This is a genomic window from Thiocystis violacea, assembly GCF_016583565.1.
Taxonomy (GTDB): domain Bacteria; phylum Pseudomonadota; class Gammaproteobacteria; order Chromatiales; family Chromatiaceae; genus Thiorhodococcus; species Thiorhodococcus violaceus_A.
Map to the genome: position 1 here is coordinate 66031 of NZ_NRRF01000010.1, position 18049 is coordinate 84079.

Annotated in this window: 30 protein-coding genes; 28 read left to right on the plus strand and 2 right to left on the minus strand. The window is 61.7% G+C overall.

Features of this window, described 5'->3' with window-relative positions:
* Position 1: 1 nt before the first annotated feature.
* From rplB to CKO23_RS06545, 26 genes are all read left to right on the plus strand, one after another.
* Positions 2 to 829, plus strand: coding sequence for a 50S ribosomal protein L2 (gene rplB, locus CKO23_RS06420; RefSeq protein WP_200329211.1), 828 nt, complete (start codon positions 2 to 4; stop codon positions 827 to 829).
* A 19-nt stretch (positions 830 to 848) separates the two neighbouring features.
* A complete protein-coding gene (gene rpsS / locus CKO23_RS06425) occupies positions 849 to 1127 on the plus strand; it encodes a 30S ribosomal protein S19 (protein ID WP_200329213.1) in 279 nt (92 codons plus the stop codon).
* 13 nt (positions 1128 to 1140) lie between these two features.
* On the plus strand, positions 1141 to 1473 hold the full coding sequence (rplV, locus tag CKO23_RS06430; RefSeq protein ID WP_200329215.1) for a 50S ribosomal protein L22: 333 nt from the start codon (positions 1141 to 1143) through the stop codon (positions 1471 to 1473).
* An 18-nt stretch (positions 1474 to 1491) separates the two neighbouring features.
* Positions 1492 to 2169, plus strand: coding sequence for a 30S ribosomal protein S3 (gene rpsC, locus CKO23_RS06435; RefSeq protein WP_200329217.1), 678 nt, complete (start codon positions 1492 to 1494; stop codon positions 2167 to 2169).
* A 3-nt stretch (positions 2170 to 2172) separates the two neighbouring features.
* Positions 2173 to 2586 carry a 50S ribosomal protein L16 gene (gene rplP / locus CKO23_RS06440; protein WP_200329219.1) on the plus strand — a complete coding sequence of 138 codons (414 nt, stop codon included), beginning with the start codon at positions 2173 to 2175 and terminating at the stop codon, positions 2584 to 2586.
* The gene (gene rpmC, locus CKO23_RS06445; protein ID WP_200329221.1) at positions 2586 to 2786 is read left to right on the plus strand and encodes a 50S ribosomal protein L29; all 201 of its coding nucleotides are present in this window, start codon (positions 2586 to 2588) and stop codon (positions 2784 to 2786) included. The genes rplP and rpmC overlap by 1 nt, the downstream gene beginning before the upstream one ends.
* Positions 2783 to 3043, plus strand: a complete 261-nt coding sequence (rpsQ, locus tag CKO23_RS06450; RefSeq protein WP_200329223.1) for a 30S ribosomal protein S17 — start codon at positions 2783 to 2785, stop codon at positions 3041 to 3043. Before rpmC ends, rpsQ begins: the two co-directional genes overlap by 4 nt.
* A gap of 113 nt (positions 3044 to 3156) precedes the next feature.
* Positions 3157 to 3525, plus strand: a complete 369-nt coding sequence (rplN, locus tag CKO23_RS06455; RefSeq protein ID WP_200329225.1) for a 50S ribosomal protein L14 — start codon at positions 3157 to 3159, stop codon at positions 3523 to 3525.
* Between the two features lie 12 nt (positions 3526 to 3537).
* On the plus strand, positions 3538 to 3855 hold the full coding sequence (gene rplX / locus CKO23_RS06460; RefSeq protein ID WP_200329227.1) for a 50S ribosomal protein L24: 318 nt from the start codon (positions 3538 to 3540) through the stop codon (positions 3853 to 3855).
* A gap of 14 nt (positions 3856 to 3869) precedes the next feature.
* Positions 3870 to 4409 (plus strand): 50S ribosomal protein L5, encoded by a 540-nt coding sequence (rplE, locus tag CKO23_RS06465; RefSeq protein ID WP_200329229.1) that lies wholly within the window; start codon positions 3870 to 3872, stop codon positions 4407 to 4409.
* Positions 4410 to 4432: 23 nt separating this feature from the next.
* Positions 4433 to 4738: a 30S ribosomal protein S14 gene (gene rpsN, locus CKO23_RS06470; RefSeq protein ID WP_200329231.1), complete on the plus strand. Its 306-nt coding sequence runs from the start codon at positions 4433 to 4435 to the stop codon at positions 4736 to 4738.
* Between the two features lie 284 nt (positions 4739 to 5022).
* On the plus strand, positions 5023 to 5418 hold the full coding sequence (rpsH, locus tag CKO23_RS06475) for a 30S ribosomal protein S8 (RefSeq protein WP_200329233.1): 396 nt from the start codon (positions 5023 to 5025) through the stop codon (positions 5416 to 5418).
* A gap of 12 nt (positions 5419 to 5430) precedes the next feature.
* Positions 5431 to 5964 carry a 50S ribosomal protein L6 gene (gene rplF / locus CKO23_RS06480; RefSeq protein WP_200329235.1) on the plus strand — a complete coding sequence of 178 codons (534 nt, stop codon included), beginning with the start codon at positions 5431 to 5433 and terminating at the stop codon, positions 5962 to 5964.
* A gap of 12 nt (positions 5965 to 5976) precedes the next feature.
* Positions 5977 to 6333 (plus strand): 50S ribosomal protein L18, encoded by a 357-nt coding sequence (gene rplR / locus CKO23_RS06485; RefSeq protein ID WP_200329237.1) that lies wholly within the window; start codon positions 5977 to 5979, stop codon positions 6331 to 6333.
* A gap of 10 nt (positions 6334 to 6343) precedes the next feature.
* Complete coding sequence (gene rpsE / locus CKO23_RS06490; RefSeq protein WP_200329239.1) at positions 6344 to 6850, plus strand: 30S ribosomal protein S5; 507 nt, start codon at positions 6344 to 6346, stop codon at positions 6848 to 6850.
* Positions 6851 to 6853: 3 nt separating this feature from the next.
* The gene (rpmD, locus tag CKO23_RS06495; RefSeq protein ID WP_200329241.1) at positions 6854 to 7045 is read left to right on the plus strand and encodes a 50S ribosomal protein L30; all 192 of its coding nucleotides are present in this window, start codon (positions 6854 to 6856) and stop codon (positions 7043 to 7045) included.
* A 1-nt stretch (position 7046) separates the two neighbouring features.
* On the plus strand, positions 7047 to 7481 hold the full coding sequence (gene rplO / locus CKO23_RS06500; RefSeq protein WP_200329243.1) for a 50S ribosomal protein L15: 435 nt from the start codon (positions 7047 to 7049) through the stop codon (positions 7479 to 7481).
* 18 nt (positions 7482 to 7499) lie between these two features.
* On the plus strand, positions 7500 to 8852 hold the full coding sequence (secY, locus tag CKO23_RS06505) for a preprotein translocase subunit SecY (RefSeq protein ID WP_200329245.1): 1353 nt from the start codon (positions 7500 to 7502) through the stop codon (positions 8850 to 8852).
* A 45-nt stretch (positions 8853 to 8897) separates the two neighbouring features.
* Entirely contained in the window at positions 8898 to 9011 is a 114-nt protein-coding gene (gene rpmJ, locus CKO23_RS06510) for a 50S ribosomal protein L36 (RefSeq protein ID WP_200329247.1), read from the plus strand.
* Positions 9012 to 9096: 85 nt separating this feature from the next.
* Positions 9097 to 9453 carry a 30S ribosomal protein S13 gene (rpsM, locus tag CKO23_RS06515; protein WP_200329249.1) on the plus strand — a complete coding sequence of 119 codons (357 nt, stop codon included), beginning with the start codon at positions 9097 to 9099 and terminating at the stop codon, positions 9451 to 9453.
* A gap of 36 nt (positions 9454 to 9489) precedes the next feature.
* Positions 9490 to 9879, plus strand: a complete 390-nt coding sequence (gene rpsK / locus CKO23_RS06520; RefSeq protein ID WP_200329251.1) for a 30S ribosomal protein S11 — start codon at positions 9490 to 9492, stop codon at positions 9877 to 9879.
* A 26-nt stretch (positions 9880 to 9905) separates the two neighbouring features.
* Positions 9906 to 10526 (plus strand): 30S ribosomal protein S4, encoded by a 621-nt coding sequence (gene rpsD, locus CKO23_RS06525; RefSeq protein ID WP_200329253.1) that lies wholly within the window; start codon positions 9906 to 9908, stop codon positions 10524 to 10526.
* A 22-nt stretch (positions 10527 to 10548) separates the two neighbouring features.
* The gene (locus tag CKO23_RS06530) at positions 10549 to 11559 is read left to right on the plus strand and encodes a DNA-directed RNA polymerase subunit alpha (RefSeq protein WP_200329255.1); all 1011 of its coding nucleotides are present in this window, start codon (positions 10549 to 10551) and stop codon (positions 11557 to 11559) included.
* Between the two features lie 73 nt (positions 11560 to 11632).
* Complete coding sequence (gene rplQ, locus CKO23_RS06535) at positions 11633 to 12025, plus strand: 50S ribosomal protein L17 (protein ID WP_200329257.1); 393 nt, start codon at positions 11633 to 11635, stop codon at positions 12023 to 12025.
* A 300-nt stretch (positions 12026 to 12325) separates the two neighbouring features.
* The gene (locus tag CKO23_RS06540) at positions 12326 to 13084 is read left to right on the plus strand and encodes an SAM-dependent chlorinase/fluorinase (protein WP_200329258.1); all 759 of its coding nucleotides are present in this window, start codon (positions 12326 to 12328) and stop codon (positions 13082 to 13084) included.
* 241 nt (positions 13085 to 13325) lie between these two features.
* Complete coding sequence (locus CKO23_RS06545) at positions 13326 to 14111, plus strand: tellurite resistance TerB family protein (protein WP_200329260.1); 786 nt, start codon at positions 13326 to 13328, stop codon at positions 14109 to 14111.
* Between the two features lie 82 nt (positions 14112 to 14193).
* On the opposite strand, the gene CKO23_RS06550 is transcribed toward CKO23_RS06545, so the two are convergent.
* Positions 14194 to 15582 carry a DEAD/DEAH box helicase gene (locus CKO23_RS06550; RefSeq protein WP_200329262.1) on the minus strand — a complete coding sequence of 463 codons (1389 nt, stop codon included), beginning with the start codon at positions 15580 to 15582 and terminating at the stop codon, positions 14194 to 14196.
* A gap of 398 nt (positions 15583 to 15980) precedes the next feature.
* Here CKO23_RS06550 and CKO23_RS06555 point away from each other — a divergent pair, with 398 nt between their 5' ends.
* A complete protein-coding gene (locus CKO23_RS06555; protein ID WP_242482256.1) occupies positions 15981 to 16451 on the plus strand; it encodes a CDP-archaeol synthase in 471 nt (156 codons plus the stop codon).
* Here the strand turns inward: CKO23_RS06555 and CKO23_RS06560 are convergent.
* A complete protein-coding gene (locus CKO23_RS06560; RefSeq protein WP_200329266.1) occupies positions 16448 to 17395 on the minus strand; it encodes a metallophosphoesterase in 948 nt (315 codons plus the stop codon). The two genes, CKO23_RS06555 and CKO23_RS06560, sit on opposite strands and share 4 nt — an antisense overlap.
* A 176-nt stretch (positions 17396 to 17571) precedes the next feature.
* Here CKO23_RS06560 and CKO23_RS06565 point away from each other — a divergent pair, with 176 nt between their 5' ends.
* Positions 17572 to 17982, plus strand: coding sequence for a hypothetical protein (locus CKO23_RS06565; protein WP_200329268.1), 411 nt, complete (start codon positions 17572 to 17574; stop codon positions 17980 to 17982).
* Positions 17983 to 18049 lie beyond the last annotated feature (67 nt).

Below are 18049 nucleotides of genomic sequence, written 5' to 3' on the forward strand. Positions count from 1 at the left end.
GATGCCAATCGTAAAGACTAAACCGACGTCTGCTGGGCGCCGCTTCGTCGTCAAGGTGCAGACCCCTGGGCTGCATAAGGGGGAGCCGCATGCGCCGCTGCTCGAGAAGAAGAGCAAGAACGGCGGGCGTAACAATCAGGGCCGTGTGAGCGTTCGCCACCAAGGCGGCGGTCACAAGCAGCGTTATCGCATCATCGATTTCAAGCGCAATAAAGAGGGCGTCCCGGCGACCGTCGAGCGATTGGAGTACGACCCGAATCGCTCCGCGCACATTGCGCTGCTGAAGTACGCCGATGGCGAGCGCGCCTATATCATCGCCCCTAAGGGGTTGAATGTGGGCGCTCCTGTGCAGGCTGGCGATGCAGCGCCCATTTCGGTGGGCAACTGCATGCCCTTGCGCAATATCCCTGTCGGTACGCAGGTGCACTGCATCGAGATGCGCCCCGGCAAGGGTGCGCAGATCGCTCGCTCAGCGGGCGCGTCGGCTCAACTCGTGGCGCGTGACTCCGGTAGCGCGACCCTGCGTCTGCGCTCCGGCGAGATGCGAAAGGTGCATGCCGATTGCCGCGCCGTGATCGGCGAGGTCGGTAACAACGAGCATAGCCTGCGTAAGCTCGGCAAGGCCGGCGCGAGCCGCTGGCGCGGTGTTCGCCCGACGGTCCGTGGTGTGGTCATGAACCCAGTCGACCACCCGCATGGCGGTGGTGAGGGCCGTACCTCCGGTGGCCGTCATCCGGTCACTCCCTGGGGCGTGCCGACCAAGGGTCACAAGACACGTAAGAACAAGCGGACGGACAGCATGATCGTGCGTCGCCGCGGTCGCAAGTAATTAAGGCGAGGTTGAGCAAGTGCCACGTTCGATTCGAAAAGGACCCTTTGTGGACCACCACCTTGTCAAGAAGGTGGAAGAGGCGGTCGCCCAAAACAGCAAGCGCCCGATCAAGACCTGGTCACGCCGTTCCATGGTGTTGCCCGAGATGGTTGGTCTAACCATTGCGGTCCATAACGGGCGTCAGCACGTGCCGGTGCTCGTCAATGAAAACATGATCGGCCACAAGCTGGGCGAATTCTCGATTACCCGCACCTACCGTGGACATGCGGCTGATCGTAAGGCCAAGAAGCGCTAGTCGGAGATCGAGGATGCAAGCCGTCGCAACACTCAAGTACGCCCGAATCTCGGCCCAGAAGGCCCGATTGGTCGCGGATCTAATTCGGGGCCGCCATGTCGAGGAAGCCCTGAGCACGCTGAGCTTCAGCACCAAGAAGGGTGCCGGGCTCATCAAGAAAGTCCTAGAGTCCGCCATTGCCAACGCCGAGCACAACGAAGGTGCGGATATCGACGAGCTCAAGGTCGCGGCCATTCAGGTGAACGAAGGCCCGACCATGAAGCGGATCATGCCGCGCGCCAAGGGCCGCGCGAACCGCATCATGAAACGCACCAGTCATATCACACTGACTGTGGCCGAAGCCTAGGGGATCCAGGGGACCAGCATGGGACAGAAAGTTCATCCGAATGGTATCCGACTTGGCATCGTCAAGGATTGGACGTCCAAGTGGTACGCGAATTCGAAAGATTACGCCGATCTGCTCAACACTGATCTTCAGGTCAGGGGCTTCCTGCGCAAGGAGCTCGCGAAGGCCTCGGTCAGCCGCATTCAGATCGACCGTCCTGCCAAGAACGCTCATATCACCATTCACACGGCCCGTCCTGGCGTGGTGATCGGCAAGAAGGGCGAGGACATCGACAAGTTGCGGGCGAAGGTGTCCGCCATGATGGGGATTCCGGTCCACATCAGCATCGAGGAGATCCGTAAGCCGGAGCTCGACGCACAGCTGGTGGCGGAAGGGATCGCGCAGCAGCTCGAGCGGCGCATCATGTTCCGCCGCGCCATGAAGCGCTCCATCCAGAACACCATGCGTCTGGGTGCCGAGGGCATCAAGGTCAACGTCGCGGGCCGCCTGAATGGCGCCGAAATCGCGCGGAGCGAGTGGGCGCGTGATGGACGTGTGCCTTTGCACACTCTGCGTGCCGACATCGACTACGGATTCGCCGAGGCACGGACCACCTATGGGGTTCTCGGCGTGAAGGTTTGGATCTTCAAGGGTGAGGTCTTTGCCGATCAACACCCTGAGGAGCCGGCGTCCAAGACGGCCGGTAAGAAGGGGTAAGTCATGCTGCAGCCAAAACGTACCAAATTCAGAAAGCAGCACAAGGGTCGCAATCGTGGCCTGGCTCAGAGCGGTAATAGCGTGAGCTTTGGCGAGTTCGGCCTGAAAGCGACCGAGCGCGGACGCCTGACGGCGCGTCAGATCGAAGCGGCGCGTCGTGCCATTACCCGCAGCGTCAAGCGCGGTGGCAAGCTTTGGATCCGTGTCTTCCCCGACAAGCCCATCTCGAAAAAGCCTCTCGAGGTTCGTATGGGTAAAGGCAAGGGTAACGTCGAATACTGGGTGGCACTCATCCAGCCGGGCCGGATGCTCTACGAGATCGAGGGTGTGACTGAGGAGCTGGCGCGTGAGGCCTTCAAGCTGGCTGCGGCGAAGCTGCCTGTGCAGACCACCTTTATTAAGCGGACGATTCTGTGATGAAGGCGAACGAGCTTAGAACCACCAGCGTCGAAGAGCTGCAGAAGCAACTGGTCGACCTCCTTCGCGAGCAATTCAACCTGCGTATGCAGCGGGGTACTGGGCAGCTGTCCAAGCCCTCGCAGATGAAGGTCGTACGCCGGGACATCGCCCGGATCAAGACGGTGATGGCAGAACTGACGGCGGGCGGTAAATCATGAGCGACGAGAACAAGACCAATCGGACCCTGGAAGGGCGCGTTGTCAGCGCCGCCATGGATAAGACGGTGACCGTGCTGATCGAGCGACGCGTCAAGCATCCGCTCTATGGCAAGTTCATGCGGCGCTCCACGAAGGTGCATGCGCACGACGAAGACAACAGCTGCAACCAAGGCGACTTGGTGCGCGTCGAGCAGTGCCGTCCGCTCTCGAAGACTAAGTCCTGGCGTCTGCTCGAGATCGTCGAGAAGGCACGCTGAGACGGCCCCTCGTCCTGCTTAGCAGGCATTCGTCCGTTCTCGCGGTCGGCGCGGTCATTCGCAGAGCAACCGGATTCAACCCCGGATCAGCAACGAGCTTTAGGTAAAAGACAATGATTCAGATGCAGACGAATCTCAGCGTCGCCGACAATAGCGGCGCCAAGAGCGTGCAATGCATCAAAGTGCTTGGCGGGTCGCATCGGCGCTACGCGGGCATCGGCGATGTCATTAAGGTCACCGTCAAGGATGCCATTCCGCGCGGTAAGGTCAAGAAAGGCGATGTCTACAATGCCGTCGTCGTGCGCACGCGCAAGGGTGTGCGTCGTCCAGATGGATCCTTGATCCGCTTCGACGGTAATGCGGCCGTACTGCTGAACAACCAGCTGCAGCCGATCGGCACGCGTATCTTCGGCCCCGTGACGCGCGAACTGCGCGGCGAGCGCTTCATGAAGATCATTTCGCTGGCGCCTGAAGTGCTGTAAGGAGACGACGTCATGCAAAAGATCAGAAAAGGTGACGACGTCATGGTCATCACCGGTAAAGACAAGGGCAAGCGCGGGACCGTGCTCAAGGTGGTCGACGAGGGTCATTTGATCGTCGAGAACATCAATATCGCCCGCAAGCATCAGAAGGCGAATCCGCAGGCCGGTGAGCCGGGCGGGATCGTCGACAAGGCGATGCCGATCCACGTGTCCAACGTCGCGCTCTACAACCCCCAGAAGGGTGGAGCGGATCGCGTTGGCTTCAAGACCCTGGAAGACGGTCGCAAGGTTCGCGTGTTCAAATCGAACGGCGAAGTCATCGACGTCTGAGGGAAGGAAGCGAGATGTCCAGATTACAGACTGAATACAACGAGCGCATCGTCGGCCAGCTCAAGGAGCGTTTGGGCTTCAAGAGCGTGATGCAGGTGCCGCGCATCGAGAAGATCACCCTCAATATGGGTGTGGGTGAAGCCATCGCCGACAAAAAGGTGATGGACAACGCCGTGGCGGACATGCGGGCGATCGCTGGGCAGCAGCCCATCGTGACCTTCGCACGCAAATCGGTTGCCGGCTTCAAGATCCGCGAGGGTTGGCCGATCGGTTGCAAGGTGACGCTGCGCCGCGAGCGGATGTATGAGTTCCTCGACCGACTGATCAATGTCTCGATCCCGCGTATCCGCGACTTCCGCGGACTGAGCCCCAAGGCGTTCGATGGTCGTGGCAACTATTCGATGGGTGTGCGTGAGCAGATCATGTTCCCGGAGATCGAATACGACAAGATCGATGCGCTCCGCGGCCTCGATATCACCATCACGACCTCGGCCCGGACGGACGCGGAGGGTCGAGCGCTGCTCGAGGCCTTCAATTTCCCGTTCCGTACCTAAGACCAGGGATCTGAGACAGGATTATGGCGAAGAAAAGCATGATTGCGCGCGACGTCAAGCGCACCCAGACTGCTGCCCGATACGCCGCGAAGCGCACGGCACTGAAGGCTGTGATCAACGATCGCACTGCAAGTCCGGAGCAGATCGACGAAGCGACGGCCAAGCTGCAGAAGCTGCCGCGCGATGCCAGCCCCACGCGTCAGCAGCGTCGTTGCCGGATCACCGGACGTCCGCACGCTGTCTATCGCAAGTTCGGACTGTCGCGCAACAAGCTGCGCGAGGCCGTGATGCGCGGTGACGTTCCCGGCGTCGTCAAGGCTAGCTGGTAGCTCAAGTTGTCAGTGGACAGTTCTCAGTTGTCAGGATCGAAGCGGTCGTTTGGCTGTCTTCGTGATTCCTGAGACTCACGACCGTCCAAGGGCGACTTAACCAAAGCACCTTCGAGCGAGACGGATGCAAGTCATCTCGCGGCGAGGGTGCAGCAATGCGGTTGTCAGTCATGCTCAGGAAGGGGTCAGCCGCTCGGCTGCCTGACTGACAACTGTCAACTGACAACTGTCAACTGATTTCAGGGTATCGCACCGCAAAGGTGGCCTGACCCAGGAGAAACCACATGAGTATGTCGGATCCGATTGCGGATATGCTGACACGCATCCGCAACGGCCAGCAGCGCGGCAAGATCACGATTGTGATGCCGTCTTCCAAGCAAAAGGTCGCGATCGCGAACTTGCTGAAGGAAGAGGGTTATATCGCCGACGCAACGGTCGAGGCCAATGGCTGCAAGTCCGAGCTGATCATCAAGCTCAAGTATTACCGTGGCAAGCCAGTCATCGAGATGCTGAAGCGCGTTTCGCGCCCAGGTCTGCGCATCTATCGCAATAAGAACGAGCTGCCCAAGGTCTGGGCGGGACTCGGTATTGCGATCATTTCCACCTCCAAGGGTCTGATGACCGACCGCGCGGCCCGTCAAGCAGGGCACGGCGGCGAGATCATCGCCTACGTCGCTTAAAGGGAGGCGGATATGTCACGTGTCGCGAAGGCGCCGATTCAGGTGCCAAAGGGTATCACTGTCGAGATCGCTGGCCAGACCGTCAAAGTCAAGGGCTCGAAGGGCAACATGGAGTGGACTGTCCACCCGGCGGTTGCCGTTTGCCAGGACGAGGGTGCGATCAAGGTCGCGCCGGCCGAGGGGCAGAATGATGCCTGGGCCATGGCTGGGACCACCCGTGCCTTGCTGAACAACATGATCGTTGGCTGCGGCGAGGGTTTTATCCGCAAGCTGACGCTGGTTGGCGTGGGCTATCGTGCGCAGGCGAAGGGCGATGTCCTCAACCTGAGCCTCGGTTTCTCTCATCCGATCGATTATCCAGTGCCAAAGGGCATCACGATCGAGACCCCAAGTCAGACCGAAATCGTCGTGAGTGGCGCCGACAAACAACAGGTCGGTCAGGTCGCATCCGAGATTCGGGGGTTCCGTCCGCCGGAGCCGTATAAGGGCAAAGGTGTTCGTTACGCGGACGAGAACGTCCTGCGTAAGGAAGCCAAGAAGAAATAAGGGGTCTCAGAAATGGATAAGAAACAGGCTCGTCTGCGTCGCGCGTCGCGGGCTCGCGCCAAGATCCGGGAGCTTGGTGTGTATCGCTTGTGCGTTCATCGCACGCCGCGTCACACCTATGCGCAGATTATCGCCCCGACCGGCGACAAGGTTGTCGCGAGCGCATCGACCTTGGAGAAAGAACTCCGTCAGTCGATCGAGGGAAACAAGGCAAATGTCGCGGCAGCCGCCGTCATTGGCAAGGCGATCGGAGAGCGCGCCTTGGCCGCTGGTGTGGATTCGGTTGCGTTCGACCGTTCCGGCTTCCGTTACCACGGTCGTCTCAAGGCGTTGGCGGATGCCGCGCGTGAGACCGGACTGAAATTCTAAGGGGTCGATCATGGCGAACTTCAATCCAAAGGCAGAAGGCGACGACCTTCTCGAGAAGCTGGTGTCGGTCAATCGCGTCGCCAAGGTGGTCAAGGGCGGGCGTCAGTTCGGCTTTGCCGCGCTGACGGTGGTCGGCGACGGCAAGGGGCGGGTCGGTTTCGGACGTGGTAAGGCACGCGAGGTGCCGATCGCGATTCAGAAGGCAATGGAAAGCGCCCGTAAGAACATGGTCGAGGTCAAGCTCAACGGCACCACCTTGCAGTATCCGCTGCAGGGTAAGCATGGCGCCGCGAAGGTCTTCATGCAGCCTGCGTCCGACGGTACCGGCATCATTGCTGGTGGCGCGATGCGTGCAGTGTTCGAGGTGCTGGGGGTGCAGAACGTCTTGGCGAAGTGCATCGGCACCAACAACCCGATCAACGTCGTACGTGCGACGGTGAACGGGCTGCGCGAGATGAACGACCCCGAGACCATCGCTGCCAAGCGCGGCAAGACCGTTGAAGAGATTCTGGGGTAAGCGATGTCTGACAAGAAAACCATGAAGGTGACGCTGGTGCGCAGCGCCCACGGTCGCCTCGATCGTCACAAGGCTTGCGTCCAGGGGCTGGGCTTGCGCCGTATGCACCAGGTCGTGGAAGTCGAAGATACGCCTTGTACGCGCGGCATGGTCAATGCCGTGTCGTACATGGTCAAGGTCGTGGAGGAGTCCTGAGATGCATCTCAATGATCTGAAGCCCGCTGAGGGCAGCCGCACCGCCCCGAAGCGGGTCGGGCGGGGTATCGGCAGCGGACTCGGCAAGACCTGCGGCCGCGGCCACAAGGGGCAGAAGTCCCGCAAGGGCGGCTACCATAAAGTTGGCTTTGAAGGCGGTCAGATGCCGTTGCAGCGTCGTCTGCCGAAAGTCGGCTTTCGCTCCCGCAAGGCACTTTATTCCGCCGAGGTCCGTCTGCAAGAGCTGGCGCTGGTCGAGGGTGATACCGTCGATTTGCAGGCCCTGAAGGCGGCCGGTGTCATCAATCAGGCCGTGAAGGTGGCGAAGGTCATTGCGTCTGGGGCATTGAGTCGGGCGGTGACCGTTCGTGGTCTCGGCGTGACCAAGGGCGCTCGGGCCGCGATCGAGGCCGCTGGCGGCAACGTCGAAGACTAAGCGAAAGGCGCGAAACGGATGGCTAGAAACGTCGGATCCATGGGTAAGGCGCTGGGCGCGGCCGGTCAGCTGACCGAGCTGAAGCAGCGTCTGATGTTCCTGGTGGGGGCTCTGCTGGTCTACCGCATCGGTACCTTCATCCCGGTCCCCGGGGTGAACCCGGAGGCGCTCGCCATCCTCTTCGAGCAGAATCAGGGCTCCATCCTGGGCATGTTCAACATGTTCTCGGGTGGCGCCTTGATGCGCGCGAGTCTCTTCGCGCTGGGCGTGATGCCCTACATCTCTGCATCCATCATCGTGCAGCTGATGACATCCGTCGTACCGCAGCTCGAGCAGCTGAAGAAGGAAGGCGAGTCCGGGCGGCGCAAGATCACCCAGTACACCCGTTACGGGACGGTGTTTCTAGCGACCTTCCAGGCGATCGGGATCTCGGTGGCCCTGCAGGGCCAGACAGCGGGTGGCTCGGCGCTCGTGACGCATTCCGGATTTGGTTTTGTGTTCACTGCGACCGTGTCGCTGGTCACGGGGACTATGTTCCTCATGTGGCTCGGCGAGCAGATTACGGAGCGCGGAATCGGCAACGGGATCTCGATGATCATCTTCTCGGGAATCGTGGCCGGTCTGCCGGCGGCGCTGGGGGGAACGCTCGAACTCGCGCGCACTGGCGAGATGAATTCCCTCGCGGTGCTTGCGCTCTTCGCGATGGCGCTGGGGGTGACGGCATTCGTGGTGTTCGTGGAGCGTGGTCAGCGGCGAATCACCGTGAACTACGCCCGGCGGCAACAGGGCCGCAAGATGATGCAGGCGCAAAGTACGCACCTGCCGCTCAAGCTCAACATGGCGGGTGTTATTCCGCCGATTTTCGCCTCGAGCATCATCCTGTTCCCTGGCACCTTGGGGCAGTGGTTCGGCAGCAATGAAGATCTGCGATGGATTGCTGACATTACCTCGAAGCTTGCGCCAGGGGAGCCGCTGTATGTGCTGCTCTACGCGACGGCGATCGTCTTCTTCTGCTTCTTCTACACCGCCTTGGTGTTCAACGCGAAGGAGACAGCAGACAACCTGAAGCGCTCTGGTGCCTTCATCCCTGGCATCAGGCCCGGTGAGCAGACGGCGCGATATATCGATGGGGTTATGACGAGGCTCACGGGCGCGGGCGCGATCTACATCACGGCTGTCTGTCTGCTGCCTGAGTTTTTGATCGTCGGCTACAACGTCCCCTTCTACTTCGGGGGTACCTCGCTGTTGATCGTCGTGGTCGTCGTCATGGATTTCATGGCCCAGGTACAGGCGCATTTGATGTCGCATCAGTACGAAGGTCTGATGAAAAAGGCCAACCTGAAGTCGCCGGGCGCCGGCATGTTGCGCTAGGTCCATTTTGAAGCGCTGGGGCGCTCGAGTCTTAGGAGATAAACAATGAAAGTGCGTGCATCAGTCAAGAAGTTGTGCAGAAACTGCCGGATCATCCGGCGCAACGGGGCAGTCCGGGTTATTTGCTCTGACCCGCGCCACAAACAGCGCCAGGGTTGACCACTCTCCGGTTGACCTGATCAGACCGTTTGATATACTACGCGGTTTACCCGCTGAGCATTTAGGACAAAGGGGTTCGTAAACTATGGCCCGTATCGCCGGCGTCAATATCCCAGATAAAAAACACGCCGTGATCGCGTTGACTGCGATTTATGGCATTGGTCGCACTCGTGCGGGTCAAATTTGCGACGCCGCGGGCATCCCGCGCGAAACCAAAGTTCAGGCCCTGACCGAAGAAGAAGTCGACAAGCTGCGTGGCGAAGTCGCGAAATTCGCGGTCGAAGGCGACCTGCGCCGCGAAGTGTCGATGAACATCAAGCGTCTGATGGATCTCGGTTGCTACCGTGGCATCCGTCATCGCCGTGGTTTGCCGCTGCGTGGACAGCGGACCCGAACCAACGCCCGGACCCGCAAGGGTCCGCGTCGCCCGATTAAACGCTAAGCGCCTGCGCGCTGCCTATGAGCTGGATTACGTCGAATGGCTAAACCGATTCGCAACACGAAGAAGAAGGTCAAGAAGCAGGTCGCGGACGGGGTCGCTCACGTCCACGCCTCCTTCAACAACACCATCATCACGATCACCGATCGCCAGGGCAATGCCCTCGCTTGGGCGACCTCTGGCGGCTCCGGCTTCCGCGGTTCGCGCAAGAGCACGCCCTTTGCGGCCCAGGTTGCTGCCGATAAGGCTGGCCAGGCCGCGAAGGAGTACGGGCTGCGCAATCTGGACGTGAACGTGAAAGGGCCTGGGCCCGGACGTGAATCCGCTGTGCGTGCGCTCAACAACGCTGGCTTCAAGATCACCAGTATCACCGACGTGACGCCGATCCCGCACAATGGCTGCCGTCCGCCGAAAAAGCGGCGCGTCTGACGTCTGACAGTTCAACAGGAAGAGACATGGCACGTTACACAGGCCCTACCTGCAAGCTGGCGCGGCGCGAAGGCACCGATCTCTCGCTCAAGAGTCGCGCGCGCGCTTTGGATACCAAGTGCAATCTGGAGAAGCAGCCCGGTCAGACGACCGATCGCCGCCGCCGCCTCTCCGACTATGGTGTCCAGCTGCGTGAGAAACAGAAGGTTCGCCGCATCTACGGCGTTCTGGAAAAGCAGTTCCGCAATTACTACAAGAAAGCCGCGCAGGGCAAGGGTGCTACGGGTGAGAACCTGCTGCAGCTCCTCGAGCGTCGGCTCGACAATGTCGTCTATCGGATGGGTTTCGGCGCGACGCGTGCGGAATCGCGTCAGCTCGTGAGCCACAAAGGGATCTTGGTGAACGGACGCATCGTGAACATCCCGTCCTTCCAGATCAGCGCGGAGGATCAGGTCGAGGTTCGCGAGGCCGCGCGCCAGCAGGTCCGTATCCAGAATGCGCTCGCGCTCGCTGAGCAGTATGGGTTCCCCGACTGGGTCGAGGTCGACACCAAGGGTCTGAAAGGCGTCTTCAAGCGCATTCCGGACCGTTCGGATTTGCCAGCCGATATCAACGAATCGTTGATCGTTGAGCTGTACTCCAAGTAAGGAGCACCCAGAGAGGCACTGAATGACTGACGCTATTGGCGAATTTTTGAAACCGCGCATCGTTAAGGTCGAACTGGTCGATGGCAGCGCGCGCCATGCCAAGGTCTCGTTGGAGCCCCTCGAGCGCGGTTTCGGCCACACCCTGGGAAACGCCCTGCGGCGGATCCTGCTCTCTTCGATGGACGGTTGCGCCGTAACGGAAGTCGAGATTCAGGGTGTGCTGCATGAGTACACGACGCTGGAAGGTGTCCAGGAAGACGTGCTTGAGATTCTGCTGAATCTCAAGCAGCTGGCGATCTCACTGAAGGGCAAGGACGAGGCGACCTACACTCTGAGCAAGAGTGGGGCCGGTGCAGTGACCGCGGCTGACATCCAGATCGACCATTCGGCGGAGATCGCGAATCCGGATCTGGTGATTGCGAACCTCACCGAGGGTGAGCTGAGCATGACGCTGACCGTGCGGCGTGGTCGGGGTTACGAGCCCGCCACGCAGCGCGAGCTCGATAATAGCGAAGATCGCCCGATTGGGAAGCTCCCGATCGACGCTTCCTATAGTCCAGTTCGGCGGGTGGCGATCGAGGTACAGTCGGCGCGCGTCGAGCAACGGACAGACCTGGATCGGCTCGTGATCGACCTTGAGACCAACGGCACGATCGACCCTAAAGAGGCCATTCAGCGGTCAGCGACCATTTTGCGTGATCAGCTGTCCAGCTTCGTCGCCCTCGAGGGGACCGGGCCGGTCGAGAGTCAGGTGCTCGAATCGCGCGACGAGTCGCCCTACGATCCGATTCTGCTGCGGCCGGTCGACGACCTCGAACTCACCGTGCGCTCGGCGAACTGCCTCAAGGCAGAAAACATCTATCTTATCGGCGACCTGATCCAGCGGACCGAAGTGGAGCTGCTGAAGACTCCGAACCTCGGTAAGAAGTCTTTGACCGAGATCAAGGACGTCTTGGCGACGCGCGGACTCTCGCTCGGCATGCGGCTCGAAAACTGGCCGCCTGAGAATATCGCGGAGCTCAGCATCCGATAGCTTGGGTTGAGGTCGCCTTGGCGGCCTCTAATCAATGAATTCAATGATATAACGATTACTTGGGATCAGGACCATGCGTCACCGCAAAGCCGGAAGGCATCTGAATCGTACCAGCTCTCACCGTGAGGCGATGTTTCGCAACATGGCGGCATCGCTGTTTCGTCACGAGCTGATCAAGACCACGTTGCCCAAGGCCAAAGAGCTGCGTCGCGTGGCCGAGCCCTTGATCACCATGGCGAAGTCGGATTCCGTGCACAAGCGCCGCGTTGCCTTTTCACGTCTGCGTGACAAGGATGCCGTGGGTAAGCTCTTCGTCGAGTTGGGGCCGCGTTACCAGGATCGTCCTGGCGGCTATCTGCGCATCCTCAAATGCGGTTTTCGTGCGAGCGACGCGGCGCCGATGGCCTATGTCGAACTCGTCGATCGTCCAGTGGTCGAGACGGCCGCCGAGGACGACGAAGATTGAGGCACGCGCAAGCGGGTCGTGAAAAAGCCGGGCACTCGCCCGGCTTTTTTGTGTCTGTCACTGTGCGGTACCAGGGCTGTGAAGGTCACGAAAAGTGTAGAAACGTAACCGATTGATTTACCTGCTTTGCGCTGCCTCAAATCCGATGCTAACCACCGGAGCACCGCCTAGGTGCCTGCGTAAGATGCTGATTATACAAGTTGTATTTTCGCACCTTCAAAGCTCTGCTGTGCGGTACCAAGGTGACGCTAAGCTCGGCAGGCGCGGGCCGATGGCCGAGCAAGGGATGGAGGTGTTGGAGTGACGACGACCGAGATCGCGCGCATCGCCCTGGTGACGGACTTCGGTGACGGACTCTATGTCGGGCAGATGCGCGCCCGATTGAGTGCCTTGGTGCCGCAGGTGGAGCAGATCGACCTGGTCCAGGATCTAGCGCCGTTCAGGCCGGATCTCGCCGCCTACCTGCTCCCAGCGCTCGTGCGCGATATGCCGCGCGGGACGCTCTATCTGTGTGTCGTCGATCCTGGCGTGGGGGGGGCGCGTGCCGCGCTCGTCGTCGAGGCGGCTGGAGACTGGTTCATAGGGCCGGACAATGGGCTTTTCGCACCCCTCGCCGCACGTGTGCCGTCGGCTCGGGTCTGGCGAATCGGCTGGCAGCCGAACGCGATGTCCTCCAGCTTCCACGGACGCGATTGGTTCGCACCCGCGGCCGCACGCCTCTGCAAGGGCGAGGACTTGCAGCTCACCGAGATGCCCGTGACCGCCATGGTGGGGGCGGACTGGCCGGCGGATCTGGAGGCCGTGGTCTATATCGACAGGTATGGAAACCTCATGACCGGCATGCGTGCACCTTGCGTTGTACAAGGCCAGGTGCTTCCGCTGGGATGGCGTCGACTCAGACACGCAAGGACGTTCTGTGAGGTGGAGTCGGGGGAGGCGTTCTGGTACGAGAATGCCCTGGGCCTGGTCGAGATCGCCGTGAATCAGGGGCGTGCGGATAGCCTCTTGGGTCTCGCCGCGGGGGACCGTGTCGGCGGCTTGTTGCCTGACGTCGAATAGCCGCCATGGCGCGGCAGTCGAGCGTCGGCGGCGGTCCTCCCGGAGCGACGAGAGCAGTGTCTCAGCGGCCTCTGGGCATCCGTCCTGCTCGGCCTGGGTGCCCAAATCAGCTGTTTTCGAATCGCTGCGAGACGTGGACAATGGGCCGGCCTGACATGGACGATGACGCTCGGCGTGCTGAATGCGTTCACTGGCAGTCGAACCCCCTTCTAATGATCGACGAATCCGGGAGAATGAGGTCATGGCGAACTTTGGCGACTTACTCGGCGGCTTCTTGCAGAGCAATATGGGTGAATCCGGTCAGGCGCGCATGGGCAGTGCCCTGCAGGATCTGCAAAGCAATCTGGGCGGCGTCTTGGGAGGAGAAGGTGGGGCGGGCGGCATGCTCGGCACCATCATGGGGATGGCGAAGGAATCACTCGGCAATGCCGCGCACAACCCTACGCAGGCCGGTGGGCTTGGTGCCGTGCTCGGTTCTTTCCTGGGTGGTGGGGGGGATTCCATCAAGGGTGCGCTGACCGGTGGTGCCCTGGCGATGCTCGCCGGAGTCGCCTTCAAGGCACTCACGAACGCTGGGCAAGGGCAGGCTGGGGCCGCTCTGCAGGCACCCTTCAATACCGGAAATCTTCCCTTGGGTCTCAAGCCGGCGGAGACACCCGCGGAGGCGCAGGTCATGGAGACCAAGGCCCAGTTGATCCTCAAGGGGATGATCAACATCGCCAAGTCGGACGGACAGGTCAGCGTGGATGAGATCACGCGGATTGCCGGCAAGGCGGAGTCCGACGGGATGGGCGCCGAGGAGCAGGCCTGGCTGATGGCGGAGCTGCGCCAGCCACTCGACCTCGATGCCTTCGTCGCCGAGATACCCAATCAGGAGATTGCCGCCGAGGTCTATGCCGCCTCTTTGCTGGCCGTCGAGGTCGATACCCAGGAAGAGCGCGACTATCTGCGTCAACTGGCCGAGAAGACCGGGCTGCATCCCATGGTCGTCCAGCACATTCACCAGGCGATGGGCGTCGCACTCTGAGCGCAGACGCGGCGAGGAGCGGGCGAGAGTGCGTGCCCGGATGGCTGGGCGCGCCCGAGATCCATGCTCGGGCGTGATGGTGCTAGTCAGTGTCCTCGGGCGATTTGCGCGGCTTGGGGGACGCGACTGCAGCGGGCTGCTTCTTGGCCAGGGGGCGATGTCCGGCCTCGAGGGTACGCGTTCCTGATGCTTGTCGCCGCTTGCCGATGTTCTTCTGGTCCCGCAATCGGTTCTTCGTCTTGGGCTTGTCTTTCGCCTTGGTCGCGAGCGCGGCCTTGCGATGAGCGCTGCCCGCCTTGCCTGCGCCCTTGCGCTTCGAGGGTCCCTGGAAGGTCGCCTTGAGTCCCTCGATCGCCTGTTGCTGCAGGTCGAGATTCAGGTAGCGGGTGATGCTCTCCATGCGGTTCCAGTCGGGCGGGCCGACCAGTGAGATGGCGAGCCCAGCCTCTCCCGCGCGCCCCGTCCTGCCGGTGCGATGCAGGTAGTCGTCGCCGCTGCGGGGTAGATCGAAATTGATCACGAGCTGAATGCCGGGGACGTCGAGGCCGCGCGCGGCAATATCCGTGGCGACGATGGTATTGACTCGACCGCTGTGCAAGAGCCCCATGATGCGGTTGCGCTCGCGCTGCTCCAGCTCGCCGTGCAGGGCGGCGGCGCGTTGCCCCTGGGCTTTCAGAAAATCGCCCAGACTGGCGGCGCCCTCACGCGTATTGGTGAAGACGAGCGCCTTGGCAAAGGTCTCGTTCGCGAGGATCCAGAGGAGTTGCAGCTGTTTGTGGGCGGGGTCGTCGCTGAGGATGAGGCGATGCGTGATATTCGGGTGCTGTGCCCGCACCGGGTCGATTACCAGCACCTCGGGTGCGCGCAGCAGGGTATCCGTAATGCGGCTCAGTCCGCGATGGTGCAGGGTCGCCGAGAACAGCATGGATTGGCGCTGCGTCGGCGTGGCGCCGATGATGGACAGCACGTCGTCGGCGAATCCCATGTCGAGCATGCGGTCGGCCTCGTCCAGCACCAGGATCTCCAGGTCCGTCAGATCGGCTTGCCGGCTCTCGATGAATTCGAGCAGGCGCCCCGGTGTCGCGATCAGGATTTCAGGGTTCTTGCGAAGGCTGGCGATCTGGTGCGCCTTGGACTCTCCGCCCATAATCACGCCCGCGTTCAGGCGCGTATAGCTGCCGAGCTTGAGAAAATGCTCGAAGATCTGCCGGGCGAGTTCGCGCGTGGGGACCAGGATCAGCGCTCGGGTCCCCCCGCGGGATCTGGGTTGATCGATGAAGCGCTGCATGATCGGCAAGAGGAAGGCGGCTGTCTTGCCAGAGCCCGTTGCGGCCGAGACCAGGAGGTCCACCCCGTCCATTGCGAGCGGAATGGCCTGAGTCTGCACTGGGGTTGGCGTTACGAGCTCGGCCTTGGCGAGACCGCGTAACAGGACGTCGGGCAGGAGATAGTCAGAGAAGTTTGCGTTCATGGCGCGCAACATACACCAAAGTCATCGCCTTGTTGGTAGCGCGTTGCTGAAGATGTCGCTCCGTTCACCTTTAGGTGGCTTTGGTGCCGGGTCGTCAGTGCGCATGCGGTGCCGTCAGCCACGAGCGCCGGCTCCTGGGGCGAGTCAACCAAGCCGCTCGTGAGTCTAGATCCAGCGGTTGGACACACTCCAAGGGTTGGACACACCCTGGAGTTCGTCTAACGAGCATGCGGGAGTGGCGGCACCCCGGAACATGAAACGCTGGCGCTCGCTCGCGACACCACTCTGCGGTGTCGCGAGAGGTTTGCTGTTTCAGGGTAATCTTCGGATCTTGGTCATCGGTATCGGCCATCGTCCGGATTCGCCTCGTTTGCCGGGCATCCTCAATGAGATCGTTGATGCTAGCTGCTTTGATTCTGGTGACCTGGGCCAATGCCTCGCCCGTGCTTGCGCGCCTGCTGCTGGGATCGCGCTGGGCACGTCCGGTCGACTCCGGCCGCCTGCTGTGGGACGGTCGACCCATCCTGGGTGGCTCGAAGACCTGGCGTGGCTGGGTCGCGAGCGGTGTGACCACTCCGCTGGTCGCGCTGCTGCTCGGCTTCTCCTGGTGCCTTGGGTTGTGGGTCGCGGCCGGCGCCATGCTTGGCGATGCGATCGCCAGCTTCGCCAAGCGCCGCCTTGGTGTGCGGGCGAGCCAGTCGGTGCTCGTCTTGGATCAGGCTCCCGAGTCCCTGCTCCCGCTTCTGGTGCTGCGCGAGCCTCTGGCGCTGAGCGCTCTGGAACTGCTCCTGGTGGCCCTTGGCTTCTTTGTGATCGATCTGGTTCTGACGCCCTTGGTCACCGGCCGTCACGCCCGTCCTGGGCGCTAGGTCGCGGCCGGTTGCAGCTCGTGCACTGTGATCTCTGGCGGGCAGTTGAGTCTGGCGTTGACCACGGAGGTGCCCGCGCCCACCGAGGTGTAGCCGATCATGTCCTGGTAGCGCCAGGCACCCGCGGCCATCCGGCGGGGACAGCGTGCATCCCAGGTGAGGGGGATCCCACCGGGGAGGCAGATCTGTCCGCCGTGCGTGTGTCCGCAGAGGCAGAGATCGAATCCGGCGTGTGCCGCGTGTCGATAGACCTCTGGGGTGTGGGACAAGAGGATGGAGACGGCATCTTCCGGAATGTCGGCGGCGGCCTTGGCGATGTTGTGGACCTGGTAGTAGTGCGCGTCGTCGATCCCGGCGAGGTAGATGCCGTGCCCGCCGCGTTCGATCCGGTCCGATTCGTTCAGGAGCACGCGAATCCCGAGGGCCTCGAAATGCGGCACCACCCTGAGGGTGTCGTGATTGCCCAGCACGGCATAGACCGGATCCTTCAGGTTCAGACGCAGGGAGCGCATGGCGGCGATGACGGCTTCGAAGGGTCCGAAGGTCTTGGCGCGGTAATCGCCTGTCAGCACGCAGAGGTCGTAGTCGAGGTCGCGGACCCCGGCGCAGATCGCCTGGGCGTTGCGGGGGTCCATGTCGAGGTGCAGATCGCTGAGATGCAGGATCCGAAAGCCGGCGAAGCTCGTCGGCAGGCGGGGGATCTCCAGGCGATGGTGACGGACGTGAAGGTTGCAGGCATTATGCTGGGCGCGCTGATAGAGCCCCGCGACGCGCAGGCAGTTGCGGATGAAGCCGTGGACTGAATACCAATTCTCAGGGTAGAAGAAGTGTGCCCCAGGGCGGTTGATCACGAAGACCTCATGATCCCCTTCCAGCCCCAGGCGTTGGCGCAGGTGTGCGCGGCCGATGCGTGCGGTCAATGCCTTGATGTCGGTGGGATGCATGGCGTCGATTCCGGTGAGCGGGCAGGCCAACGCGTGCTCGTGCGCGCTGGGCAGTGGCCTCTCGGTGCACACACTCAGGCTCGGCGGGTTCTTTCAGAACCTCTCACGTGGCGTTCATGATCCAGGCGCGACGCTGGACCGCCAATGTGCAACTCATGTTAACAGGAGAGCGGTTGATGAAGACGTGGATTGGTCGGCTGTTTCTACTCTCGCTGGGTGTATGCACCGCCTTGACGGCTGTTGCTCAACCCGGCCGGCAAGACATTCAGCGCTGGCTGGACCGACAGCAGCAGGAGATCCAGCGCGGTATCGACTCTGGCGCCTTGACCAAGCATGAGGCGCGTTCGCTCAGGCGTCAGCAGCGTGAGATCCAGGAGTTTGGTGATCGTCTGCGGCGCGAGGGCTATCCACCACACGAGAGTCGTCGCCTGCTGCAAGAGCGCCTGCGCGACGCCGATCGACGCATTGACGATCTGACCCACAATGATGAGTGGGTCTACGGCCCAGACGACCGCAGACCGCCACCGCCCCCAGGTCGCGATGATGACCGCGGTCCGAGGCCGCCTCGCCCCTATGACGACAGATAGACGTCGGGTCGGGAGCCCGTCGAGCCTTCTGGCTGGCGGCTGCTCGCCTGTGCGAACTCGAGCTTCG